At 46.2% G+C, this 23,702-nt stretch carries 19 protein-coding genes and 1 riboswitch; of the genes, 12 read left to right on the forward strand and 7 right to left on the reverse strand.

What is annotated here, in order from left to right; all coding sequences use genetic code 11:
- Positions 1-7: 7 nt before the first annotated feature.
- The 5 genes from HYN46_RS03720 to HYN46_RS03740 form a co-directional block, all read right to left on the reverse strand.
- A complete protein-coding gene (locus HYN46_RS03720) occupies positions 8-1,462 on the reverse strand; it encodes a protein adenylyltransferase SelO (RefSeq protein WP_114898154.1) in 1,455 nt (484 codons plus the stop codon).
- 131 nt (positions 1,463-1,593) lie between these two features.
- On the reverse strand, positions 1,594-2,799 hold the full coding sequence (locus HYN46_RS03725; RefSeq protein WP_114898155.1) for an acyl-CoA desaturase: 1,206 nt from the start codon (positions 2,797-2,799) through the stop codon (positions 1,594-1,596).
- Between the two features lie 239 nt (positions 2,800-3,038).
- The gene (locus HYN46_RS03730; RefSeq protein ID WP_114898156.1) at positions 3,039-3,806 is read right to left on the reverse strand and encodes a glycerophosphodiester phosphodiesterase; all 768 of its coding nucleotides are present in this window, start codon (positions 3,804-3,806) and stop codon (positions 3,039-3,041) included.
- Positions 3,807-3,853: 47 nt separating this feature from the next.
- Complete coding sequence (locus tag HYN46_RS03735; protein WP_114898157.1) at positions 3,854-4,738, reverse strand: MBL fold metallo-hydrolase; 885 nt, start codon at positions 4,736-4,738, stop codon at positions 3,854-3,856.
- 103 nt (positions 4,739-4,841) lie between these two features.
- Positions 4,842-5,414, reverse strand: a complete 573-nt coding sequence (locus HYN46_RS03740; protein WP_114898158.1) for a cob(I)yrinic acid a,c-diamide adenosyltransferase — start codon at positions 5,412-5,414, stop codon at positions 4,842-4,844.
- 184 nt (positions 5,415-5,598) lie between these two features.
- Between HYN46_RS03740 and HYN46_RS03745 the strand changes: the two genes are divergently transcribed.
- Positions 5,599-6,264, forward strand: coding sequence for an acyltransferase (locus tag HYN46_RS03745; protein WP_114898159.1), 666 nt, complete (start codon positions 5,599-5,601; stop codon positions 6,262-6,264).
- An 83-nt stretch (positions 6,265-6,347) separates the two neighbouring features.
- On the opposite strand, the gene HYN46_RS03750 is transcribed toward HYN46_RS03745, so the two are convergent.
- Positions 6,348-8,252: a TonB-dependent receptor plug domain-containing protein gene (locus HYN46_RS03750; protein WP_114898160.1), complete on the reverse strand. Its 1,905-nt coding sequence runs from the start codon at positions 8,250-8,252 to the stop codon at positions 6,348-6,350.
- A 36-nt stretch (positions 8,253-8,288) separates the two neighbouring features.
- A riboswitch (cobalamin riboswitch) is annotated at positions 8,289-8,444 on the reverse strand.
- A gap of 182 nt (positions 8,445-8,626) precedes the next feature.
- On the opposite strand from HYN46_RS03750, the gene HYN46_RS03755 reads away from it, so the two are divergent.
- From HYN46_RS03755 to HYN46_RS03795, 9 genes are all read left to right on the forward strand, one after another.
- A complete protein-coding gene (locus tag HYN46_RS03755; RefSeq protein ID WP_114898161.1) occupies positions 8,627-9,325 on the forward strand; it encodes a phosphoribosylanthranilate isomerase in 699 nt (232 codons plus the stop codon).
- Between the two features lie 98 nt (positions 9,326-9,423).
- Complete coding sequence (gene trpB, locus HYN46_RS03760) at positions 9,424-10,701, forward strand: tryptophan synthase subunit beta (protein ID WP_114898162.1); 1,278 nt, start codon at positions 9,424-9,426, stop codon at positions 10,699-10,701.
- Positions 10,702-10,803: 102 nt separating this feature from the next.
- Entirely contained in the window at positions 10,804-11,604 is an 801-nt protein-coding gene (gene trpA / locus HYN46_RS03765) for a tryptophan synthase subunit alpha (RefSeq protein ID WP_114898163.1), read from the forward strand.
- A 17-nt stretch (positions 11,605-11,621) separates the two neighbouring features.
- The gene (gene accD, locus HYN46_RS03770) at positions 11,622-12,506 is read left to right on the forward strand and encodes an acetyl-CoA carboxylase, carboxyltransferase subunit beta (RefSeq protein ID WP_228254880.1); all 885 of its coding nucleotides are present in this window, start codon (positions 11,622-11,624) and stop codon (positions 12,504-12,506) included.
- 6 nt (positions 12,507-12,512) lie between these two features.
- Complete coding sequence (folC, locus tag HYN46_RS03775; RefSeq protein WP_114898165.1) at positions 12,513-13,871, forward strand: bifunctional tetrahydrofolate synthase/dihydrofolate synthase; 1,359 nt, start codon at positions 12,513-12,515, stop codon at positions 13,869-13,871.
- A 46-nt stretch (positions 13,872-13,917) separates the two neighbouring features.
- Positions 13,918-15,285: an SPOR domain-containing protein gene (locus HYN46_RS03780; protein ID WP_114898166.1), complete on the forward strand. Its 1,368-nt coding sequence runs from the start codon at positions 13,918-13,920 to the stop codon at positions 15,283-15,285.
- Positions 15,264-15,818 (forward strand): DUF2726 domain-containing protein, encoded by a 555-nt coding sequence (locus tag HYN46_RS03785; RefSeq protein ID WP_114898167.1) that lies wholly within the window; start codon positions 15,264-15,266, stop codon positions 15,816-15,818. Before HYN46_RS03780 ends, HYN46_RS03785 begins: the two co-directional genes overlap by 22 nt.
- 122 nt (positions 15,819-15,940) lie before the next feature.
- Positions 15,941-17,110, forward strand: coding sequence for an acyltransferase family protein (locus HYN46_RS03790; RefSeq protein ID WP_210009350.1), 1,170 nt, complete (start codon positions 15,941-15,943; stop codon positions 17,108-17,110).
- A gap of 162 nt (positions 17,111-17,272) precedes the next feature.
- Positions 17,273-17,989 carry a hypothetical protein gene (locus HYN46_RS03795; protein WP_114898168.1) on the forward strand — a complete coding sequence of 239 codons (717 nt, stop codon included), beginning with the start codon at positions 17,273-17,275 and terminating at the stop codon, positions 17,987-17,989.
- 116 nt (positions 17,990-18,105) lie between these two features.
- Here the strand turns inward: HYN46_RS03795 and HYN46_RS03800 are convergent, their stop codons facing one another.
- Positions 18,106-18,909, reverse strand: a complete 804-nt coding sequence (locus HYN46_RS03800) for a biotin--[acetyl-CoA-carboxylase] ligase (protein ID WP_114898169.1) — start codon at positions 18,907-18,909, stop codon at positions 18,106-18,108.
- Positions 18,910-19,486: 577 nt separating this feature from the next.
- On the opposite strand from HYN46_RS03800, the gene HYN46_RS03805 reads away from it, so the two are divergent.
- Together HYN46_RS03805 and smc are read left to right on the forward strand one after the other, a co-directional pair.
- The gene (locus HYN46_RS03805) at positions 19,487-20,188 is read left to right on the forward strand and encodes a GntR family transcriptional regulator (protein ID WP_114898170.1); all 702 of its coding nucleotides are present in this window, start codon (positions 19,487-19,489) and stop codon (positions 20,186-20,188) included.
- A complete protein-coding gene (gene smc, locus HYN46_RS03810; RefSeq protein WP_114898171.1) occupies positions 20,188-23,700 on the forward strand; it encodes a chromosome segregation protein SMC in 3,513 nt (1,170 codons plus the stop codon). Before HYN46_RS03805 ends, smc begins: the two co-directional genes overlap by 1 nt.
- Positions 23,701-23,702 lie beyond the last annotated feature (2 nt).

Genomic DNA, 23,702 nt, shown 5'->3' on the forward strand with positions numbered 1-23,702 from the left:
ACTTAAGTTAGCTAGAACAACTGACATTGACCGGAGGTTTATCATCGGGCAGTGGTGAAATATCGGATGGTGTTTCCCGATCGGGTTGATTGGTATAGGGTGTAGACAATAGATCGAATAATCGCGCGACTTCGCTAAAGTCACCTGCTTCGGCATGTTCGATTGCAATCTGAGCCATGTGATTTCGTAGGATATAGCGTGGGTTTGCCGCATCCATCGCCGTTTTACGTTCACTTTCAGGGCGTTCAGAGTCTTCAACCAGCGCTTTGTATTGTGCAGCAAAATCGTCAAAGGCAAAAATGTCGATGATTTCATCGCGTAATGATATCCAACCTTGAGGCGTGTCATCGGAGAGGAGACGAAAGCTATTGGTATAATCGAGTCGATTTTTTTCCAGTAGACGCAAAAACTGAGAGGATAATTCGAGAATGCCATTTGGTGTGGCATGCAGACCGAACTTTTTGGCCATGCCTTCCGTGTAGTAATGAAGGAATTCAGGCTCAAAGGTCGCAAGGAGTTCACTTAAGGACTCTTTGGTCACCAAGGCATCAACACTGCCTAGCGGCAATAACTGACCCAGCCAAACCCATAGATTCCAGTGCGCAATGCTGGGTTGATTTTGATAGACATAACGTCCTTCGCTATCAGAGTGGTTATTAATCCACGTTGGTTCAAAACGCTCCATAAATCCATATGGACCAAAATCGAGCGTACTGCCTGTAATGTTCAGGTTATCGGTATTCATTACCCCATGTGCAAAACCGACCAATTGCCAGTCCGCAATCATTTTGGCCGTGCGCTGAATGACTGCACGCGCAAAGGCAAGAGTCGGTGATTCGGCTGTGAGACATTCCGGGTAGTAAGTCTCGATCATGGCATGCGTAAATTCAGGCAAAACATCCGCTGCAAAGCGATTGATCCACTCAAAGTGTCCCAGCCGGACATGACTATCTGCAACGCGCAGTAAACAGGCGCCGCGCTCAAGCGTCTCACGCTGTACAGGGGTATCAGATGAGATAAACCCGAGTGCATTGGAAGAGGCAATACCTAAGGAAGAGAGTGCATGACCAGCTAAATATTCCCGAATGACTGAACGCAGTACTGCGCGTCCATCCCCCATACGCGAGTAAGGCGTTAGCCCGACACCTTTGAGGTGTAGGTCTTGAAGTGTATTATTTTGATCGATCACTTGAGCCAGGAGTAATCCACGACCATCACCGAGTTGACCTGCCCAATGACCAAATTGATGTCCCGCATACACCATGGCCAATGGATCAAAACCATCTGGGAGCGTTTCACCCGCAATAATGGGTACCCACTGATCGGGTTCGGTTTCTTGCCAGCCGAGTTGGCTTGCTAACGCATGGTTAAAATGCCCTGCGATCGGATTTTTAAGCGGCTTAGGCGGTTGCTTATGAAACAGACGAGGATCAAGAAGGGCGTAGCGATTATCAATATTCATAGGAGTTGTTCGCAAAAACGGCGTTATTCAAGTACTTTGAATAACGCCGTATAGGGAGGCAAGTAAGGCATCGTGTGATTGTAAGCAAGAACGGCGCTTAAGTGTTGCGCCGTGCAATGCGAAATAACAAATTAACCCGCACTTTTCACAAAGCGAATACCGCGTAATGCAGATTCGAGACGCTCAGCATGCTCATGGAAACGTTGCTCAATGAGATGAAGATCTGCTTTTAAACGCATATCGACATCATGAATCTTCTGTGAAACTTCTGCTTTTTTGAGCAAGAAGGCCTGCTCTTTGAGCTTGGTCCACTCGTGAATCGTATGACTGAACGCTTCATATTCATGTTTGAAGTGATGACGAACTGATTCAATATCATGCTGCATGTCATGACCATAGCTAGATACTGCGGTCGAAATATTTGCTTCTGCACGTTTAAACTTCATCGCCACTTCTGCATGCAGAATAGTGAGGGTTGGGATACGTTTTAAATTATAGGTCAGTTTAAATTTTGACAGACCTAAGATCAGCCATTTGGTTGGGTCAAACTGCCACCATTTCACGCCATTACGATAGTCGTATTGGAAAATATGGTGGAAGTTGTGGTAACCCTCACCCCAAGTGACGAATGCAAGCCATGGGTTATCACGTGCTGTGTTTTCATCAGTATATGGTTGGCTACCAAACATATGCGCGAGTGAATTAATGAAGAAAGTCACATGATGGCTGATCACGAGGCGCAATAGACCGCCAAGTATAAGGACACCCCAAACATCACCAATGGCCCAGCCTACGAGTGCTGGCAGGGCAATGTTGGTGATTAAAACCAATGGAATGTAGTAGTTGTGCTGAAACATGACCATACGATCATTCAGCAAATCGGGTGCATTTTTATAGTTCGCTTCACCGCTTGGGTAGTTACGCAGCATCCAACCTATATGCGAATACCAGAAACCTCGTTTAGCAGAGTAAGGATCACGGTCGACATGATCAACATGCTGATGATGGGTGCGATGACCGGAAGCCCAAAACAGGACACTGTTTTGAATCGCCATGGTGCCACCAATCATCAGAAAAAAGCGAACAATCCAAGTTGCTTCGTAGGTTCGGTGTGCCCAAAGACGATGGTAACCTGCGGTAATGCCTAAACCATTCCATGCCAGAAAGAGCGCGAAAACAATCCACGTCGCCATGCCGACATGATGGGTCCACAGATAGGTTGGCACCAGAATTAGTGCAGCAATCGGTGTTAGCAGAAGTACTAATGCACCAGGCCAATTAATTGGCGGACGTTGAGCCTGTGGGGTGTTTTCAGGTGAAGAAACAGTGTCGGTCATAACCAAAAGGCTCTTTAAAAATAAGAAGTGTGATGTATCTAAATTAAAATAATAAAATGTGACTTTAATGACAACAACAATGACAGTAGCCAAACAAGTTATTATAAAAATAATAACTAAAACAAGCTATTAAAAAGAAATAGACGCTTCAACTTCAATTCTGAGCGGTTATTTCCAGTCCAATCGAAGTGTACTCTATCATGAGAGTACACTTGTGCACTAGTCTAACAATCGTAATTTTATATATTTCCGATGGAATTATGGAGCATTCGTGTAGGGTGGTCAGTAATTAGCCCATCGACACCCCAAGACTGTAGTTCTTTTGCGCGTTCAATCGAGTTGACAGTCCAGATGCTGAGTTGCAAATTGGCCTTCTTGATTGCTGCAATTGCCGAAGCAGTCGCCAATTTGTCTGACAGACCAATCCGCGTACAGCCTAAAGTGCGTGCGGCTGCTTCATATGCACCTTCCATATCACTGTGATGAGGGGTATCAGAGTGCAATTCAAGGAGCAAGCCTGTTTTTAACGTATGCTTTAGGTCATCTCTGAGTCGTTTTAACTCGGCAAGTATACGGATATCAAATGAGGTCACCGTCACGGCTTTTGCATTTGCCCAACCGTCTAACTCCTCAATAAGTTGTAGACAGATTTCTTCAACAGCGCTTTGATCCTCCACTGCTTTAACTTCAACTTCGATATGCTCAAAATCGATGATGAAGTAAAGGACTTGTTGCAAAGAAGGAATCGGTTCTGGATGAGTCCAATCCGCCCATCCTTGACGATTATCGAAACGACTTAAATCGGTGACGTTGAGACTGGAGAGGAGGTCAGGTTGTCCTGCTGTACGTTGTAATGTACTGTCATGCAGTACCGCTAATTGTCCATCTTTCAGTAAACGGACATCAAACTCTACCGCTTTGAGTCCAAGATTAATAATATGTTGAAAACCGCCAAGGGTATTTTCAGGGGCTTCGCCGCGTGCGCCGCGATGTCCAATAATTTTCATTGCTCAGGATCCGTGATTACTTCAATAGCTGCTTAAGCAGCTGATGACTATTTAAATGTTTGCTTACCCAATATTGGCGTCAGCAAGGGTTCAACACCGGCTTCACGAATTTCATCGATAAAGCCAGGTAAGTCGACTCCGGGAATGAGATCCGGTTCTGCGTCTATCGGTGTCATCATGCTATCCCAGTGACAGGGTACGATCCAGCGCGGTTTGACCAAAGCTATAACTTCTTTAACATAGTTAGGGCGATATTGCCGACCAATGGCACACAGGCATAGGACATCGACCTGAATGCCTTTCAGCTGTTTAGGGATGAAATCCGCAGAGTCGATATGCATGATGCGTAAAGAGCCAGTATTAACGACCCAGTTTAGAACCAAGCCATGTTTAAGATCACGCATCCGTGGTGGCCACGGCGGTGGCTCGGTAATATCACCCGGAATCGGAATCCGTCCAAAAACGCGCCCATGAATCGAAGGCAGTCCTTGGATGGTCCATGTTCCACTTGGGATTTCTTCATGACCACTGGTCTCAACAATTTGTGCTTCAGGCAATCCTGCTGCGCGTCCAACCATCGCGACTGCTCGCGAGCCAATCAACCGTGCACCAGTTTGTGCACAGAGTTCAGGCGCATCCAAAATATGATCATAATGGGCATGACCAACCAGTACGTCATCGGCGTGTGGAATCAAACGGCGAATTAAGGGTGCATTTGGAATGAGCGTCTGGGTCAGCGTTTCACGTAAATTTGGACGCGATACATAAGGGTCTAGTACCAAGGTTCGTGACGGACTTTTTAAAATAAAGCCTGCAGTTCCCAGATAGGTGAATTCGACGGCTTCACCATCACTTTCTCCATGGTATCCATGGGGTTGATACCATTCTTCATGTGGAGTTTTTAGCCCAACAAGGCGCTTCCATAAAGCCATGATGTTCGTATCCTGATGATAAAAATTCAAATGAGGCTACACGATTGATATGAAAATCAGGTGAACCCTTTTTCAAGCCTTACTTACATAGACTCTGGCATGATTATTTCGTTTCGGCATCCTGCCTAACCCAGAGCACTTCTTGTCCGCCATCAAAACGCGAAATGACGCGCGCTGCAACAAACAGCCAATCGGACAGACGGTTGAGATAGTGTAGAGATAAATCGGAAACATCATCTTCCCGATGTTTCAAGCTGGTAAGTAAACGTTCGGCACGACGGCAAATCGAGCGTGCAAGGTGGGCGTGTGCGGTCGGCACACTGCCTGCAGGCAAAATAAAGTTCTTCAGCATGGGCAACGTTTCGTTCATCTGATCAATACTGTCTTCCAAGCGATCCACGCACTCATTCTGCAATATTCGATAGTTTGGGATACACAGCTCACCACCCAAATCAAACAGTTCGTGTTGAATTCTGCTGAGTAAGGGGTCCAGTGTCTCGCCTTGATTGCGCTCGGTGAGACTGGCACGGAGCAAGCCAATCGCACTATTCAACTCATCAACAGTACCGTAGGTCTCAACACGAAGATCATCTTTCGATACGCGTTGCCCATCGCCTAGTCCAGTCGTGCCGTCATCACCCGTGCGGGTGTAGATTTTGCTCAGACGATGTCCCATGGCGTGTGTCCTTTGAAGTGTTGACGAAATTACAATTTATGTATGGCGCTATTGTGGCATCGAATGACGTATATCCATAGTGATGCAACCCTTTTTTTAATGATGTATGTTTTTCGACTTTTGTTAAAACCAGTTCAGTTTATACTTTGTTAAGTAGAGGCAACCTTGATGAAATGAATACCCTATGAGTCGAGAGATTTTGAACCTGATTGAACCCGAGCAAGATCAGGCTATTGATCCTTTGCTGAAGTATCGTGAGCAACATAAGAAGCGTTTGAGCTATATGCCATGGCTATATTGGAAGCTCAAGCCTAAAAACCGCATATGGGCAGATCAATGGCAGCAGGAGTGGCAGACTTATCTGCAATCAATGGAGACCATCCGAATTGGTCGTGATTGTTTTATCTCACCGGATGCGCACTTGTTTGCTGAACTTGGACGGGAAATCGTTATTGGGGATGGTTCATACATCGCTGCTGATAGTGTCATTCATGGACCGATAACGATGGGGCAACAAGTCGCTATCAATCATCACGCAACACTAGATGGCGGGCGCGCAGGTATTCATTTGGCGGATCAAGCCCGTTTGGCTGCTTATTGTCATCTTTATGCGTTTAATCATGGCATGAAGCTTGACCAGACCATTCATGAGCAAGCGGTTACTTCTCAAGGTATTTATATTGGTCGTGATGTCTGGCTCGGGGCTAATGTCGGAATTGTCGATGGCGTGACCGTGGGGGATTTTGCGGTTGTCGGCATGGATAGCACGGTGACGAAGAGTGTGGAGCCCTATGCGATCGTCGCAGGAAATCCTGCGCGAGTGATTGGGGATCGGCGGGAGAAGAAGTAAGGAAATAGAATAGGGTAAAAAAAACCGAAGCCAGTGAATCTGACTTCGGTTTTTTCTTGACGCTGATTAATTATTCATGAGGATTAATAATTCAGCGTAATGCCTAAACTTGCCTGACGACGGGGTGCGAGGTATTGGCTCAGTGAACCAAATCCGCCATAGGGTGCATTGGCCAGTGCAGTTGCATACTTACGATCCGTAAAGTTTTCAACGTTGGCAAATAAGCGGACGTTTGGTAGAGCTTGCCAGTAACCGCGTAAGTTACCAATCGCATAGCCAGAAGTTGGATAGCTTTCGTCATACTCTTTGGCTTGGCTCTTTGAAACGAGTTCAGCGCTAAAGCCATATTGTGGCAGTTGCAGACCCGCAGATGCAGTCAGGGTTTGACGTGGGCGACGGAGTAATTCGCTATCGCTGCTGCCATTTTGACCTTCTTTGATCGGCTGTACATACGCATAGCTACCGCTTGCAAACCAGCCACTGTCGAGTTTCCATTTCAAACCAGCTTCTGCACCAGTGAGTTTGGTTTTGGCAACGTTCTGATTCTGAGATTTGAATGTCGCTGGGTTGTAGATCAGAGTAATCAAGTCATCGATATTGGTGCGATACACCGCAAGATTAGCATCCAACCCTTTGACGATCTGTTGGTTGACACCGATCTCGTAAGAGGTGCTTTCTTCAGGTTTGAGGTTAGGGTTGCTGACCGTATAGGTGGTTGAAAACAGTTCAAATGCATTGGGTGCACGGAATGCAGTACCAACATTGGCATAAACGCTGGTTGTCGGTAGAACTTGGATGCGACCAGCTAGCTGTCCCGTAGTGTGGGTGCCAAATTGACTGCTGTCTTCAACACGAACCCCTGCTTGCGTGCTAAAGATGGCATCTTGGTATTGGTGCTGTAGGTAGTAACCTGTTGATCGCACATCATGATCAAAACTAATCTGATTCCCAAGGAAATCGGTGCTCAGTGCTTTTGCATCGGCTTTATTTGAAGTGACTCCAAATAAGACATTTTGATGTGGAGCAAAGCCCCAGCGGATATTTAAGTCGGCTTCTTTTTGATCACTGTGAACATAATCGGTGCTTTCATTTTGATCCAGTTTGTCAACAAATTGAGATACACGCAGATTGACATTCAAATCTGGCGCAATCGTATAGCGGCCTTTTAAGTTTAATAGGCGGTTGTTGAAGTCTTGAGAGGCTGGGGTATCGTAGTCAGAACCCGTGACATATTCTGACTTGCCTTGATTACCGCGTGCTTCAAGGGATAACGCATATTGATCGTTATCAATTCCGCCTTTTACGGAGTAACCTTTTTGGTCATAGCCCGAATCTTCTTTTGCAGTGGTCGTGACTGGCGAACCATCAGTTGACAGTTTTTGACCACGAATCTGTAGATAAGCATCATCTTTGACTAAGTCTGCGCCGAGGATTGCTTTATATAGACCGTTTTCACCGCCTTCAACGGTGGTAAAGAGGTTTTGTTTGGTTGGCTTAGCAGAAATCAGTTGAATGACACCGCCAACAGCATCAGAACCATATTGTACGGATGCCGGCCCTTTCAAAACTTCAATCTGACCAATATCGGTCGTATCTAAAAAGTTAATACCCGCTGCTGATGAAGTGGCGTTGTTGATACGTACGCCATCTAATAGTACTAGAGTGTGTTTACTTTCAGTCCCGCGTGTGAAAATCGAAGTTTGTTGACCATAGCCACCAGAGGTGACGATGTTTAACGAAGCATCTTGGCGCAATAAGTTTGGGAGCTCATTGACAGGTGACTGCTGGATTTGATCTTTAGTGATCACAGAAATGCTTGCAGGCACTGTATTGATGGCTTCTGGCGCCCGACTTGCCGTGACCACAATCACAGGAAGTTGGCTATCCGTTGCAGGTTCTGCGGCATGTACAGTTTGGAGTGCAGCAAGAACGGATAGTGATAATAAATTCGGTAAAAAAGTACGCGTTGACTTAAAAAATATAGACATAGCAATCTCCTAACACTCAAGCCCCGTGAGTATGTGGGTGGGATGATGTCTGAGATTGGTATCCGGACTGATGGTTGTGCATAACCATTTACCGTTGCGGGGTGCAGTGCTGGCGTTTAACCAGCTTCCCATTCGTCCAGCTCATTCAAATGGCATTGAATATGGCGACGAATCATCAAAGTGACGTTTAATCAAGATGAATGCTCAGAACGCGGCAAGTATAGCCAGAATGTAAACGGAATGTAATTGATTTGTGATATGACTATAAGAGATTGCCAAATATCTAAAATATCGGTGAGTAATTGCTACTACTTTAGCGCTTAACTTGCGTTAGAATACTTTTCATTAAAATTTTAGTCTTTAAGAGATTTACGTTGTCCAACTCCTCATCTCCTTCTACGTCGACACGGGTTAAAATCTGTGGATTAACACGCGTCGTCGATGTGCAAGCTGCCATAGAGGCGGGTGCAGATGCAGTGGGCTTTGTCTTCTATCCACCTAGTCCGCGTGCGGTGACTGCTGCACATGTGGCGACTTTGATTTCCTATGTCCCGCCTTTTGTGCAAGCGGTCGGTTTGTTTGTGAATGTCGGTGCGCATGAATTACAGGATATCCTGAGCCATGTTTCCCTGGATTTGCTGCAATTCCATGGTGATGAAACGCCTGAACAATGTCAGCAATTGGGTGCACTTACGGGGAAACGCTGGATTAAAGCACTACAAATGAAACCTGATATGAATATTCAAACTGAAATCAAAAACTATAAAGATGCTGGCGCCAGCGGCGTGCTTCTGGATGCTTGGCATCCCGATTTACATGGCGGGACTGGGCATGCATTTGATTGGAAGCGCTTTCCGAAACCAGAAGATTTTGATGCACCTTTTGCATTGATCTTGGCTGGTGGTTTGACGCCAGAGAATGTTGCAGAGGCGATTGAGCAGACTCACGCCTATGCGGTTGATGTCAGTGGCGGAGTTGAAGCCTCTAAAGGCATAAAAGATAAGCAAGCCATAGAAAAATTTGTTGCACAGGCTAAACGACCCTCTCAACATGCTGAGCGATGGCGTCACTAATCTCAATTTGAGTCAATTAAAGACTTTTATACAGCAATGAAAAGCCAGTAAACACATGGCTTAGAACATTATTTTGAAAGAATACGTGGAGTAACGTAATGGGCAGTTTAGATGTGAAAGCAGACGAAAAAAATAGCTTGAAAGATCAGTTAAAAGATGTGGATTTTAGTGCGATAGATTTTACTCAATATCCTGATAACAAAGGTCATTTTGGTGTACATGGCGGTCGCTTTGTTTCTGAGACCTTAATGGCTGCGCTTGAAGATCTGGAAAATCTGTATAACCGCATGAAAAATGATGCGGAATTCATACGTGCGTTTGACTATGACTTGGCGCACTTTGTCGGACGTCCATCACCGCTGTATCACGCGGAGCGCTTAAGCCGGGAATTGGGCGGCGCACAAATTTATTTGAAGCGCGAAGACTTGAACCATACGGGTGCGCACAAGGTAAATAATACGATAGGTCAGGCACTGCTGGCTAAGCTCTCGGGTAAAACACGGATCATCGCTGAAACTGGCGCGGGTCAGCATGGCGTGGCGACCGCAACGATTGCTGCCCGTTTAGGAATGGAGTGTGTGATCTATATGGGCGTGGATGATGTTCATCGTCAATCTATGAACGTCTATCGCATGAAACTGTTGGGTGCGACCGTGGTGCCTGTCACCAGCGGTTCACGTACGCTTAAAGATGCATTGAATGAAGCTATGCGCGATTGGGTCACCAATGTGGATACGACGTACTACATCATCGGTACGGTTGCAGGACCGCATCCTTATCCGATGCTGGTCCGTGATTTTCAGTCGATCATTGGCCGTGAAGCACGCGAACAAAGCTTAAAGCAAATTGGTAAATTACCCGATGCGTTGGTGGCTTGTGTGGGCGGTGGATCAAATGCGATAGGCCTGTTCTATCCTTTTTTAAATGATAAAGCCATCAAGATCTATGGTGTTGAGGCTTCTGGCTACGGTGTTGAAACCGGTAAGCATTCTGCACCACTCACTGCGGGTAAAATTGGTGTGCTGCATGGCAATCGCACCTATGTGATGGCGGATGATGAAGGTCAGATCATTGAGACTCATTCAATTTCTGCAGGTCTGGATTATCCGGGCGTGGGCCCAGAACATAGCTTCTTAAAAGACGTGGGCCGTGTGCAATATGTACCGATCAATGACGATGAGGCACTGCAGGGCTTTCGCGATTTAACGCTGATTGAAGGCATCATCCCTGCGCTAGAGAGTAGCCATGCGATCGCTTATGTCAAAAAATTGGCACCGACCATGTCACCAGATCAGTCCATTGTGGTTTGTTTATCTGGACGCGGTGATAAAGATTTGCTGACTGTTGCGAAGCTCGATGGGATTGTGATCAGTTAACGCTATTTTTAGGAAATAGTGACTGAATCACATGAGGTCGATGTGAACTTATATTTGCGTTATTGCTGACGACAGCGAAAATTAATTTGGAATGATTTAATTATGTCTCGTATTGCATCTTGTTTTGCTAGTTTAAAATCGCAAAACCGTAAGGCTTTGATTCCTTATATTATGGCAGGTGACCCTGCACCTGAAGTGACCGTTCCTTTGCTGCATGCGATTGTTGCAGCGGGTGCTGATTTGATTGAGTTGGGTTTACCGTTTTCTGATCCGATGGCCGATGGTCCAGTGATTGCCTTGGCGGCTGAGCGTGCCTTGGCTGGAGGCACCAGTACTTTTCATGCAATCGATATGGTTGCGGAGTTCCGTAAAACGAACACCACGACACCGATTGTACTGATGGGATACCTTAATCCAATCGAGATCATCGGTTATGAGGCTTTTGCTGCACGCGCTGCTCAGGCGGGTGTTGATGGGCTACTGTTGGTTGATCTTCCGCCAGAAGAAGCTGGAGAGTTAGGCGATATTTTAGCGAAGCATGAAATTGATCCCATTTTCTTACTCGCGCCTACCACGACAGATGCACGGATTGAGCATGTGGTGAAAGCCGCACGTGGCTATGTGTATTATGTGTCACTGAAAGGGGTTACAGGCTCATCGGCACTGGATACGGATGAAGTTGCCCAGCGTATTCGCACCATTAAGCAAAAAACGGATTTGCCGATCGGCGTGGGTTTTGGTATTCATGATCGTCAAACGGCGCAAGCAGTGGGTGCTGCGGCTGATGGTGTCATTGTGGGGACGGTACTCGTTCGTGCATTTGCTGAAAATGACGTAACCGAAGCACAAGCGAAAATTGTAGCAAAGGTTCAAGAGTTACGACTCGCTTTGGATGACCTCTAATAATGTCGGAGTTGACAATGACAAACGGAAATCAAGTTCAAAATGATCAATCGAATTGGCTGAACCGTCCAGTTCCAGGTATACATAAGCATGCCGTGGTGAGCAGTGAACGCCCGAATATCCCTGTCATTGTCTGCCCAGCTTGTGATAATGAGATTATCAAAAGTCGCCTCCCTGAACTGCTCTATGTGTGCCCGCATTGCGATGAACATCTCAAAATGTCGGCGCGCATGCGTTTAGAAACACTCTTTGATCAAGTGGATGCCGAACTGGGTCAAGAGTTTAATACCAGCGATCCGCTGCATTTTGTAGACAGCCAGCCTTATCCTGCACGTACCATTGCGATGCAGAAGAAGACTGGTGAAAGCGAAGCATTAGTCGTGATGCAAGGAGCGATTGGTTCGCTCAAGTTAGTTGCATGTGCCTTTGAGTTTGACTTCATGGGCGGCTCTATGGGGTCGGTGGTGGGAGATCGTTTTGTACTTGCTGCTGAGACGGCACTTGCGGCACGCCAACCTCTGGTGTGTTTTGCGGCTTCTGGTGGCGCGCGGATGCAAGAAGGACTGTTGTCCCTCATGCAAATGGCGCGTACCGCTGCAGCCATTCAGCGTTTACGCGAGGCGGGTATTCCTTACATCGTGGTGCTGACCCATCCTGTCTATGGCGGTGTGACCGCATCACTTGCGATGTTGGGTGATATCCATTTGTCTGAGCCTAAGGCTATGATTGGTTTTGCAGGTAAGCGTGTGATTGAGCAGACGGTACGCGAAGTGCTCGAAGAGCCGTTCCAACGTGCTGAGTATCTGCTTGAGCATGGCGTTGTTGATCAGATCGTTCATCGCCGAGAAATGAAAACAACAATTGCACGATTGCTCAGCAAACTGCTCAATGTGACTGTTTAAGACTTTATGAGCGATTCTACTTTATCCTCAAACTCTCCTCCTAATGCACAAAGTTCTTTAGTTCAGTGGCTTGAATATTGGCAAAATATTCATGCCACTGCGATTGATATGGGGCTAGAGCGTGTTCGTCCTGTGGCTGTTCAACTGGATGTGCTAAAGCCTAAGGCATCCGTTATTACGGTGGCTGGAACCAATGGCAAAGGATCCACAACCACAGTCATTGCTTCTATCTATAAAGCTGCCGGTCTGCAAGTCGGTTTATACCAATCCCCTCACATCCAATACTTTAACGAACGCGTGCGTTTGAATGGCACGCCTGTAGATGACCAGCTATTGATTCAGGCTTTTGTGGAGGTCGAGGCAGCACGTCATGTGTGTGGTCTAACCTTATCCTTTTTTGAAGCAACGACATTGGCGGCTTTTTTAATCTTTGAGCAACAAAACTGTGATGTATGGGTGCTTGAGGTTGGATTGGGTGGTCGTTTAGATGTGGTGAATTTGATTGATCCAGATGTTGCGGTGATTACCAATATCGGCGTCGATCATGTGGAGTGGCTCGGGGATAACCGAGAAGCCATAGGGTTTGAAAAAGCTGGAATTCTGCGTCAAGGGATTCCATTTGTCTTTGGTGAACTGGATATGCCAGCGAGTGTCCAGTTACGCGCAAGTGTGCTGGATTGTTCGGTCTATCAAGTGGGGCGTGATTTCCAGTGGGGGAGCGTGGCGCCCTTGAATCTGGATATGACTCCAAATACGACAGATGAACATGTAACGTTTTTTGAGTCTCCTTATTTTTATACGAATGCCGCTCAAACTTTACGGTTACCTGTAGCAAATCTTGCACTGAATAATGTGAGCGTTGCTATTACAGCTGTTTTATTGAATAAAATTGATGTTTCATATCATGCAATAAATCAAGGAATTGAGTCTGCTAGACTGGCAGGACGCTTTGAGTTACAGACTTATCAATGGCGAAGGTTGATCGCGGATGTTGCTCATAATCCCCATGGCGTAGATTTTTTACTAAAGCAGTTGACAGTTTATTGCAAAAAACATGTAACGCGTCATATTCATGCTATATTCTCTATGCTGGCGGACAAAGATATTGCCACTGTGGTCGATATGGCTAAGGGCATTATTGATCATTGGCATGTTGCGGTACTGGATGTGCCGCGAGCTGCGTCTATGGAGCAGCTTCGTGCGGCCTTAGAAAACGTGCAAGTCACTTTTTATCCGAGTATCGCCGCTGCACTAGAAGGTGCACGAGCAGCCGTGGAAGATGATGATCTGATGCTGGCATGGGGATCATTTCACACGCTTGAAGAAGTGTATGCACAGCGTAATGGTGTTGAGCTTTTGAATTAATTTCCAATTGGAATAAACAACAAATGTGGGTGGGGAGGCTGCAATCATGAGTGCGAATCAACAACGCTGGATGGGCGGTATTATCCTGCTCGGTGGCAGTGCGCTGCTGGCAAGTTTTTTATTCCAAGGGAATGGACAGAAAAGTACAGTCCCGCATGTTGCGCCTGTCGATAAAACCTTAAATCTTGAACCGACACATCGGTTGGCACCGCCAACCAATGGCGTCAGTAATCAACCGATAGATAACCAACCTGTTCAACTCACACCACTTGCGGTTGATGTTGATACTGAGCGTAAACTGCTTGCCGCACAGCATGATATGCGCGAGAAGAAAGTCGCTGAACAAGAAGCCCGAACCGCAGAGTTTTTAGCACGTCAGCAACAAGCAGAAGCCAACTCAGCAAATCGTGTCGCCGCGGAGCAATCAGCTCGATTAGCAGCGCGTAAAGCAAAAGAAGACGACGCGCTTAAATCTACAGACCCTGCTGCACCCGATATCGCTGCGCCAGATGATGACGCTTCCAAAGCCGCAGCGCTTAAAGCTGAACAACGCCGTCAAGATGCAAAGGATCGTGAAGAACAATCCCGTTTGCGGGCTCAGAAAGCTGCAGAAAATCATGAAAATGCGCAAAAGCTAGTTGCACAAGCCGCAGAAAAAACCGCGCAGGCAAAAGCCGCTCGTGAAGCGGCCGAGAAGAAACAAGCTCAAGAACAAAAAGAGCAGCATGATTTACAAGTGAAACAGCATAAAGAGAAGCTAGAGAAAGAAAAGCAAGCAAAACTTGATGCTGAAAAAGAGAAAAAAGCGCTTGAAGCGAAACAGCATAAAGAGAAGTTAGAAAAAGAGAAGCAAGACAAAGAAGATGCCGCGCAGGCTAAACTGGATGCCGATAAAGCGGCAAAACTGAAGATTGCACAAGCCGAAAAAGCTGAGCGTGCGCGCCTGAAAGCCGCCTCTGACGATGCTGACAACAAAGAAGCACTACAAGCTCAAGTTGAGAAGAATAAGAAAGAAGCTGCAATCTTGAAGGCTAAGCTTGATAAGTTAAATGGTACGGGTACAGATACAGCCACTGCCAAAGATTCACAAAAAGCCAAAGATGCAGAACGCGCACGCGCTTTGCTAGAAGGGACACCAACGACCGCGACAGCAGTATCTCCAGCACCGGCTCCCCTCGTTATGGTGCAAGTAGCCATGGCTGAATCGCAAGCCAAGGCCGATGCCATGGTCTCCCAACTGCGTGCTAAAGGCTATAAGGTCCGAACCAGTACCACGACCAAAGGTGTACGGGTATTGGTTGGTCCTGAAAAAGACGCGGCAGCCGCAACTGCGACTAAACATAAAATCGAGCAGGACGGCAGCTTGAATGTTAAGGGAGCTTGGGTTTCAAATTGGCAGCCACCTACATCTTAATTGCGGTACTCGCACTTTTATTTATTCTCGTATTGTCAGGAAGTCGGCGCTCCCAACTTCCTGAAGTCAAACCTGTTCGTGGTGATGATCTGGCGATTTGGCCATTTATGCCACGGATATTCATGACTGATGCTGAAGTTCGTTTCTTTCATCAACTCAAACAAGCCGTCCCTGAATTCCTGATTTTTTCTCAGGTTGGGCTCTCTCGTTTGATTGAATGTACCGATGAAGAGGATGAAAAATTCTGGTTCAATCGGATTAATCGTATGAGTGTTGATTACGTCCTCGTGGATCAGGATGGACAGCGTGTTTTAGTTGCCATAGAGCTCGATGACTGGTCACATGAGCACCATTCAAGACAACGTGCAGACCTAAAAAAAGACAAAGCCTTGGTCAGTGCAGGTATTCCGATTGTTCGTTTTCACGGTGAAGATCCAGTGACTGCAATTGAGATTCGTCGGGAGTTATTGAGTGCCTTGCAGACCCAACAAGAGTGGCTTGCCGAATCACGGGCACAGTTTGCCGAGTATTAATTCATTCTTTCCAAGACTCCAAATGACTGAATTTATTCTTTCATTTTTTATGAAACCACATCTTTAGAGTTTTCATTTTTTTGCCCGCCAGATTTGGCATATCCATGCTCAGGGATAGTGATATGTTACCGCCATCAAAGATGCACCAAAGCAGTCGAGTGAATGGGCTTGATACGCTACGCGCTGCCGCGATCATTCTGGTCTTCATGTATCACTATATGGTTTTTGTGAGTCATGAACAGACTTTTGGCTGGCTGAGTGAAGTTGGTTGGATGGGGGTAGACTTATTTTTTGTCTTAAGCGGCTATTTAATTGCCAATCAATTATTCAAGGGCATTAAACGGGGACAGCACATTAGTGCTAAGCATTTTTATGCACGCCGCGCCTTGCGCACATTGCCGATATTTTGGATTGTATTAGCGGCTTATTTTATCTTTCCAGCGGTCATGGGTGGTAAAACACCGCCGCCACTCTGGTCCTTTCTGACCTTTACTCAAAATTATCACTTGCAGCCGGGGACGGCCTTTTCACATGCATGGTCGCTGTGTATCGAAGAGCAATTCTATTTAATTTTTCCATTAGTCCTGATTGTTGGAATGCGTTTTCGATTCAATCGGATATATGGTTGGATTCTACTCTTTGGCTTGATACTGGTGGGTGTCATTGCCCGAATCCTATTGTGGCAAACCTATGGCCGTGAAAGCCTAGGGCAGGTGAGTGGTTATTATCCCCATATTTATTACGCAACCTTATGTCGTTTTGATGAGTTCCTGCCTGGTATTGCGGTCGCGTTGGTCAAGAATTTTTATCCCGCTTTTTGGCTACGCATAACACGCCATGGTCAATTATTATTGGGATTGTCGGTCTTGGCGTTGAGTAGTATTTTTTATTCTGCCTATCATTTTTACTATATTGATGAATATGGCTATGGTTTCTTTATGACCGCCTTTGGCTACTCAATGATTGCATGGGTATTCGCACTGTGTGTGGTGACAGCACTCTGTCCGTCTTCATGGCTTTATAGAGTTCGTGTTCCGGGTGCAGCGAGTATTGCTTTATGGTCATATTCGATTTACCTGTCTCACAAGCCCCTTGCATATATCCTACAAAAACTGCTGGCAGAAAGTCAGTGGATTACGGTGCAGTGGTTACCACTGTTGACTTTGATCGTCATCGTGCTGGCATGCGTGATCATGGGTGCTGTGCTGTATCAAATCGAAGCATTTTTTATGCGAGTCCGCGATCGACGCTTTCCTTCAAACTTCGCTACAGACGCAAATACCGCCCAATAATCAGATTACAAATTTGCCATCATTTCATGCCTAGAAAGACGCACTTTGCCCTTGAAAGACAGCATATATCTCTGCACTCTAGGATGAGTCATGTATACATTGCATGACTTAAAAAAACGACAAAAACTCAAAGTGAATATATCGATATTATAAGGAAATAGTATGTCTCATCATGATCTAGATGCCTATAAAGCAAAACATGAGCTAATTGCTTGCAAGAAAATACTCGTGAATAAAGTGTTGAATAACTCTCATGTTAAATCCTCGCAAGCCCTCGTTGATAAGATCAAGCAAATCTCTTTAGAGCTCGAAGAGTGCATGGCTGCTATCAATACCGTACTTTATAGTCAAGATAAAACAGCGAATAGTTCGACCATCGCCTTGGATGAGTTCAATGAGCATTATTGGCGACTCAAGCCGGAAGGCACGACCCATGTGATTTTCGATGAAAAAGACAATACCGTGTATTGGGGAAAAACATCGAAGGTCAATGCACAGGCGATCAAAGACATTCAATATATCTGGTCACTGTCGAGCTGGTCAGACCATCACCATCTTTTGAAAAAAGAAGGTGCAGATACAAGCCACACCATAAATCCACAGCTCAGAATTGTGAAATTTCCGCGTATCGACCAGATCGCTATTCGTTATAACGGTCAAGTGAATGCATTACCGATGCCGAGTGAATATGGCGCGATTTATGAGAATCTCTATAAGCGTGGTTTTGAACCAACCCCTTTTGATGCTGAACAAGGATTTATTCACCCCCTGACGCATGAGTTTATCGATGCAAAAGAAGCGATTATTTATGCCAAATATATCGGCATGCTTCCTGAAGACAGTGACGTGTCTCAGCTTGTGCCTGCGATGATTGTTTAGATTCTTATCGTGCTATGTCATCTATTTAACCCACTCTGTTTTATTGTGCGATTGCCCAATAAACCAGAGGTTAAGTGAAGTCATTTTCTGTTTAGCGCACCAATCAGTCGACTCACTTAGCTGATCAAACTTACTTGTCCGCTATACAAGCGCTCGCTGCCTTTCTCAGTGAGTATTTGTAGACTGCCGTCATCAGCGATACCGATTGCGCGGGCATGCTGCACGGCTTGATCAGGTTGAATAATCTGGATGGTTTGATTGACCAGAGCATCCCAAGCCATAAAGCGTTCTTGCAATTTAGGACTATCCTGTAAAAATAAATCGATGGCCTGATGCAGGGCATGCACAACTGCAACGGTAAGAGTGAGGCGATCGATGTTCTGCTTTAATAAGGTCGCAAGATCGGTCACCGTACGATCCGCTACCAAATTTTGCATGGGTTGCAGATTGATCCCAACCCCGATGATTGCGCCGTGTTCCATATTGTGACTGGTGATAGGTTCGATCAGAATCCCACCCCATTTCGCGCCTTCAAAATAAAGATCATTGGGCCACTTCACGGAAACATTCAATGCTTTTAAGAGCGGCATATTTACCAATGCCAATGCCACTTCCAAAGCAAGCCTCCCATCTAATGGCGACGGCAATGTACTTAATAATGATAAATACAGATTCCCTGTCGGAGACTGCCAAGTTCGATTGGCTTGACCACGCCCTGCAGTTTGCTGGTTACTGATCGATAACGCATGGGTTGCGCCGCGTGCAGCCCAGAGACGGCAGTCATCATTGGTGGAGGTGGTGGTTTGTTGCCAATCAATCATGTCGAATGCTGGCAGTGCCGATGCATTTAAGTGTTGGTGAAGCTGGTCACTGAGCATGAGATGATCAATATTGCTTAATTCTGAAGTATTCGTCGTCATTGTTTTTCTGCCTTGTATCTCTGTTCTATTGTCTGGTGTTTACGCAATCACTGTAAAGTGAGATTTGGTGCGTTCCGCTCACTTGCTAGGGTGATTTTTGCCTTCGGTTTTCTGGGGTTGCTGCGAACAATATAAGATATTGAAATGTGTTTATAAATGAAGTCCTCTATACGATAACGTATATCGGTTTTGTACAATTCATACGCCATAATTGCATGTTATTTCATCGGAAATAGCGATTTAGTGCTAGTATTCTAAAAATAATTGTCTGACAATTGTACATGAAGTAGTGCGTTGTCGAAGAGATATTGGTAAAGTTCAATTGAGCGTGGTTTGTGACAGTTATTTTAAAGTCAAATATCTGATTTCAAAACAGTGTTCTTTATATGAATTATATCTCAAGTATTCAAAAAAATTATTTAGTGGATTGATGTGATCCTGCTAAAAGAGATGAATAAATTGACGATCACAATGAGATTGACTTAAGTAAGTTCAATGAATTGGTGTTTTTAGTGTCATTGACGCTGAATTGGGATTTTGTTCGTTTGCCCAGCACATGTACCGTAGGGGTAATAGTATGGCATTTTTGGCGGCAGAAAGTTTGTCAGAACAGATTGCAAGACATATCGGTGAGCAAATTATCACTGGTGAGTTGGTCGAAGGTGAGAGGATTCAAGAGCTTAGAATCGCAAAAGACTTAAATGTCAGCCGTGGATCGGTACGCGAGGCATTACTGATTCTTGAACGTAGCTATTTAATCAAGATTTATCCTCGCCGTGGTGCAATGGTTTCGGAGCTTTCTGTTCAGCAGATTAAGTCATTGTTTGAAGCAGGTACATTAATGTTGGGAGCGATGGTTCATCGTACCAGCGAAGCGTGGCGTCAGCCTGATAGTGAGCGAATGAATCAACTGATTCAGGATTTGTCGCTACAAGTGAAAGTCGGTGATATCGAAAAATTTTATGACAGTGTTTTTGAGTTTTTGCAGAGTACGCATACCTTAGTCGGTAATACCTATTTACGGGATATTTTTGATAATTTACTTCCCGCATTTCGCCGCAGTTATTTTTTAACGCTCAATACCTCACGCCGTGAATTACAAGAGGCGTTTGATCTGTTTAAGCCCGTTATCGATGCGATTTTGATCCGCAAAGGGGAGCAGGCTGCTGTCTTTATGGAAGAGTTTTGCCGCCATTTACGTAATTTGGTTCTGGATTCTCTTGCACGTATGAAGCAAATCGAATTGGCGTGGGCACAACGTTCACGACGTGGAAAATAATGCGGCTTCGTAGTCTTCGTCTGGCGGGTTTTAAATCTTTTGTCCATCCAACGACTCTAAATTTTAAGCAAGATCTCACGGCGGTTGTGGGCCCAAATGGCTGCGGCAAGTCGAATGTGATCGATGCAATTCGTTGGGTGATGGGTGAGTCTTCTGCGCGTCAACTGCGCGGTGAAGCAATGAGTGACGTCATCTTTGCGGGGACGGTCAATAAGAAACCGATTGGACAAGCCAGCGTTGAACTGCATTTTGAAAATACCTTTGGTAAATTAGGTGGTGCCTACAACGCCTATACCGAACTGTCGATTCGCCGCCAAGTCAGTCGTGACGGCCGCTCCGACTATTTCTTAAACGGCACGCGCTGCCGTCGTCGTGATATCACTGACATTTTCTTAGGGACGGGTCTGGGACCACGTTCTTATGCCGTGATTGAGCAAGGCATGATCAATCGTCTGGTTGAAGCGAAGCCCGATGATTTGCGCGTGTTTTTGGAAGAGGCCGCAGGCGTATCGCGCTATCAAGCCCGCCGCCGTGAAACACAGCAGCACCTTGAAGATACGCGGTTGAACTTGTCCCGTCTGCAAGATCTTGCCGATGAGCTGGGTCGCCGTCGACGTGCACTGGAGCGTCAGAGCCAAGCGGCTTTGAAGCATAAAAAACTCGTAGAAGATCGCCGTGTGGCTCAGTTAGAGCTATGGACTGTTCAACATGTAAATGCAGCAAATCGCCAAGCCATCCATACCACTAAACTGACTCAACTGGGTGATGATTACCGTCAACTACGCAGTCGGTTGAATGACTTGGATCATGCTGTTCAACAGCAATCTGTACGCTTATCACAGTTGCTTGCAGAAGCCCAGCCAATGCAAAGTGCATGGCAAGATGCTGAACGCGTGCGTCAAACAGCCGTCGCCAATCTCAGCCAACAGCAGCAAGCCGAATCTAGGCTGCTTGAGCGTAGTACCAGCGTTGAAGCTCAACATGCGGCACTGACCCGTCAGATTGAGCATGATCAAACGGTATTGGCGGAGTTGATCGCGGTTCATGACCTGAGTCAGCCCAGACGACAAGAGCTGATTCAGACGATTTCGGCACTTGAAGTTCAATTGCCCAGTGTTCAAGAGCAAGCGCGCCAGACCCATACTGAACTACAAGACTTGCGGACACGCATTCAGAGCGCACAGCAAAAACGTGCGGATCTTGAGCGGGAACAAGATCATATCTCTCGTCAGCATACACGTCAGGCTGCACAAATCGCACAGCTTGAAAATGCACTTAATCAGTTGGATCAAACGGCCTTGGCTGATGAGCTGCTGGATATCGATGATCAATTGGTTGAAGTGACTCAAACACTTTTGCGCCTTCGCCATGAAGCAAATAGTGCACTGGAGAGTGTACAGACCTCTGAGCAATCACGGATCACATTGCGGGCTCAGCAAAGAGAATTGAGTCAAGTGTTTGACGGTCTGCGGGGGGAGCAGCGTGCATTGCTGGCACTACAAGAAAAAACCGATGCTAAGCAGGTCAATGCGCAAAAGAATGGTAACAAAAATGAACCGCAATATGTTGAACCTGAAGGAGCTCGTTTATTAGAGCAACTTCAGGTCAGTACAGTAGGGCAGCCGCATCTTGCACTTATTGAATCGGTACTGGGTCAATGGCTTAAGGCGCATATTAATGCTGATGCGCCAGTTGGGCGTAATTTATTCGTATCAGGGCATCCCTTACAACCCGATATTCTAGCGGGAACAACTGCTTTTTCTTCGTGGTTGACTGAACCGCAATCATCGGTGTGGCAACACTGGGGTGTTGTGGATACGCGTACCGATGCACTTGAACGACAGTCAGAATTAAAACCTTATCAATCACTTGTCACGCTTGATGGGCATTGGGTCGGCGCTGATTGGGCTATTGATCTGGCACGTGACGCAGTGTCCCGTTCAGGAGCCGAGAATACAGGCTTATTGGCACGTCGTATTCGTTTAGAGACTTTAAATGCAGAGCTACTCGCGAGTGAGGCGGCGTTACTTGAAGCAACCAATGCGCTGAAAGAAGCTGAGCAATTCCATACGCAGAGTGTCCAAGCCCAACAGGGTTTAGCCGCTCAGATTAATCAAGCCGAACGTAGTCAGCAAACGATAGAGCTTGCCCGTGCACGTCTTGACAGTAAGTTGCAGTCACAGCAGGGACAGATCGAACAACAACGTCAGCAGCTATCGCTATTGAGCGCCAGTCAAGAAGAGGACATGGAGCGCTTGAACGATGTGCATATGGAGCAGGCGGCGCTTGAGCTTCGTCTAAATCCGTTAATCGCTCAAGTGGGATCGCGTGAACAAGAAGCCAGTACTGCTCAGCAGAATTTAAGTCAAACGACTTTACAGATTCAACAACTGCGTATGCAGCAGCAGAATGCCGAGCTGGAAACGCAGACCCGGCAAATTCGGATTGAAGCGTTGCAAACAACCAGTGATCGCGCTGTTTTTCAACAAAGCCAATTAGAGGGTGAGCAGCATCAGATTCAAACAGAATTAGCGCAGGTTAGAGCGGAGATCCCAGCGCTGACCCTTGCGCTTGAAGTGGGTGAGCAAGAGGCTTTGGCTGCGGATCAACGCTGGCAGGCCCGCCAAGTCGAACTCAAAGAGGCGCAAGCTGCGGTACAGCAGCTTGAGCATGATCGTCACAGTCAGACTCAGGCAGAAAACACACTGCGTGACGAGCTTGAGAACACACGCCTTGCATGGCAGGTTGAAAAAAGTAATTTGGCGCAACTTGCTGAGCAATTTGCAAGTTTAGAGGCGCCTGTGCCAGATGCGACACAGTTGAATACTCAAACGCACAAGTCCGAACAAACATTACATGCAGATCTGGCACAATTGGATAGTGCAATCCAGCGGCTGGGTGAGTTAAATTTAGCGGCGCCGGCTGAACTTGCGGAGGTCACGGAGCGCTTTGATGAATTGAATCATCAGATGGATGATTTGAATCAGACGCTCGCTCAGCTCGATGATGCGATGCAAACCATCGATCGGGAAACCCGTAGTCTGTTTATGGATACCTTTGATCGGGTTAATCATGAATTACAGCAATTATTCCCTAAAGTGTTCGGCGGTGGTGAAGCACGCTTGATTTTGGAAGATGGCTGGCAGTCTGGGGTACGCTTTATGGCGCAGCCGCCCGGAAAGCGTAATAGCAGCATTGCTTTATTATCCGGTGGCGAAAAAGCACTAACTGCTTTATCCTTGGTTTTTGCGATTTTTAAACTGAATCCCGCACCATTTTGTCTTTTAGATGAAGTGGATGCACCATTAGATGATGCAAACGTTGCAAGATTTTGTCGATTGGTAACAGACCTGTCTAAAAGTGTGCAATTCATTTACATTACCCATAATAAGTTAGCAATGATGATGGCAGGTGAATTAATGGGCGTGACGATGCCAGAAGCAGGTATTTCTAAGTTAGTAGCCGTGAATTTGGACGAAGCCGAGACCCTCGTCGCGTCAACAGGAGCTTGATC

Origin of the sequence: Aquirhabdus parva (assembly GCF_003351745.1) — a bacterium.
GTDB classification, from domain to species: domain Bacteria; phylum Pseudomonadota; class Gammaproteobacteria; order Pseudomonadales; family Moraxellaceae; genus Aquirhabdus; species Aquirhabdus parva.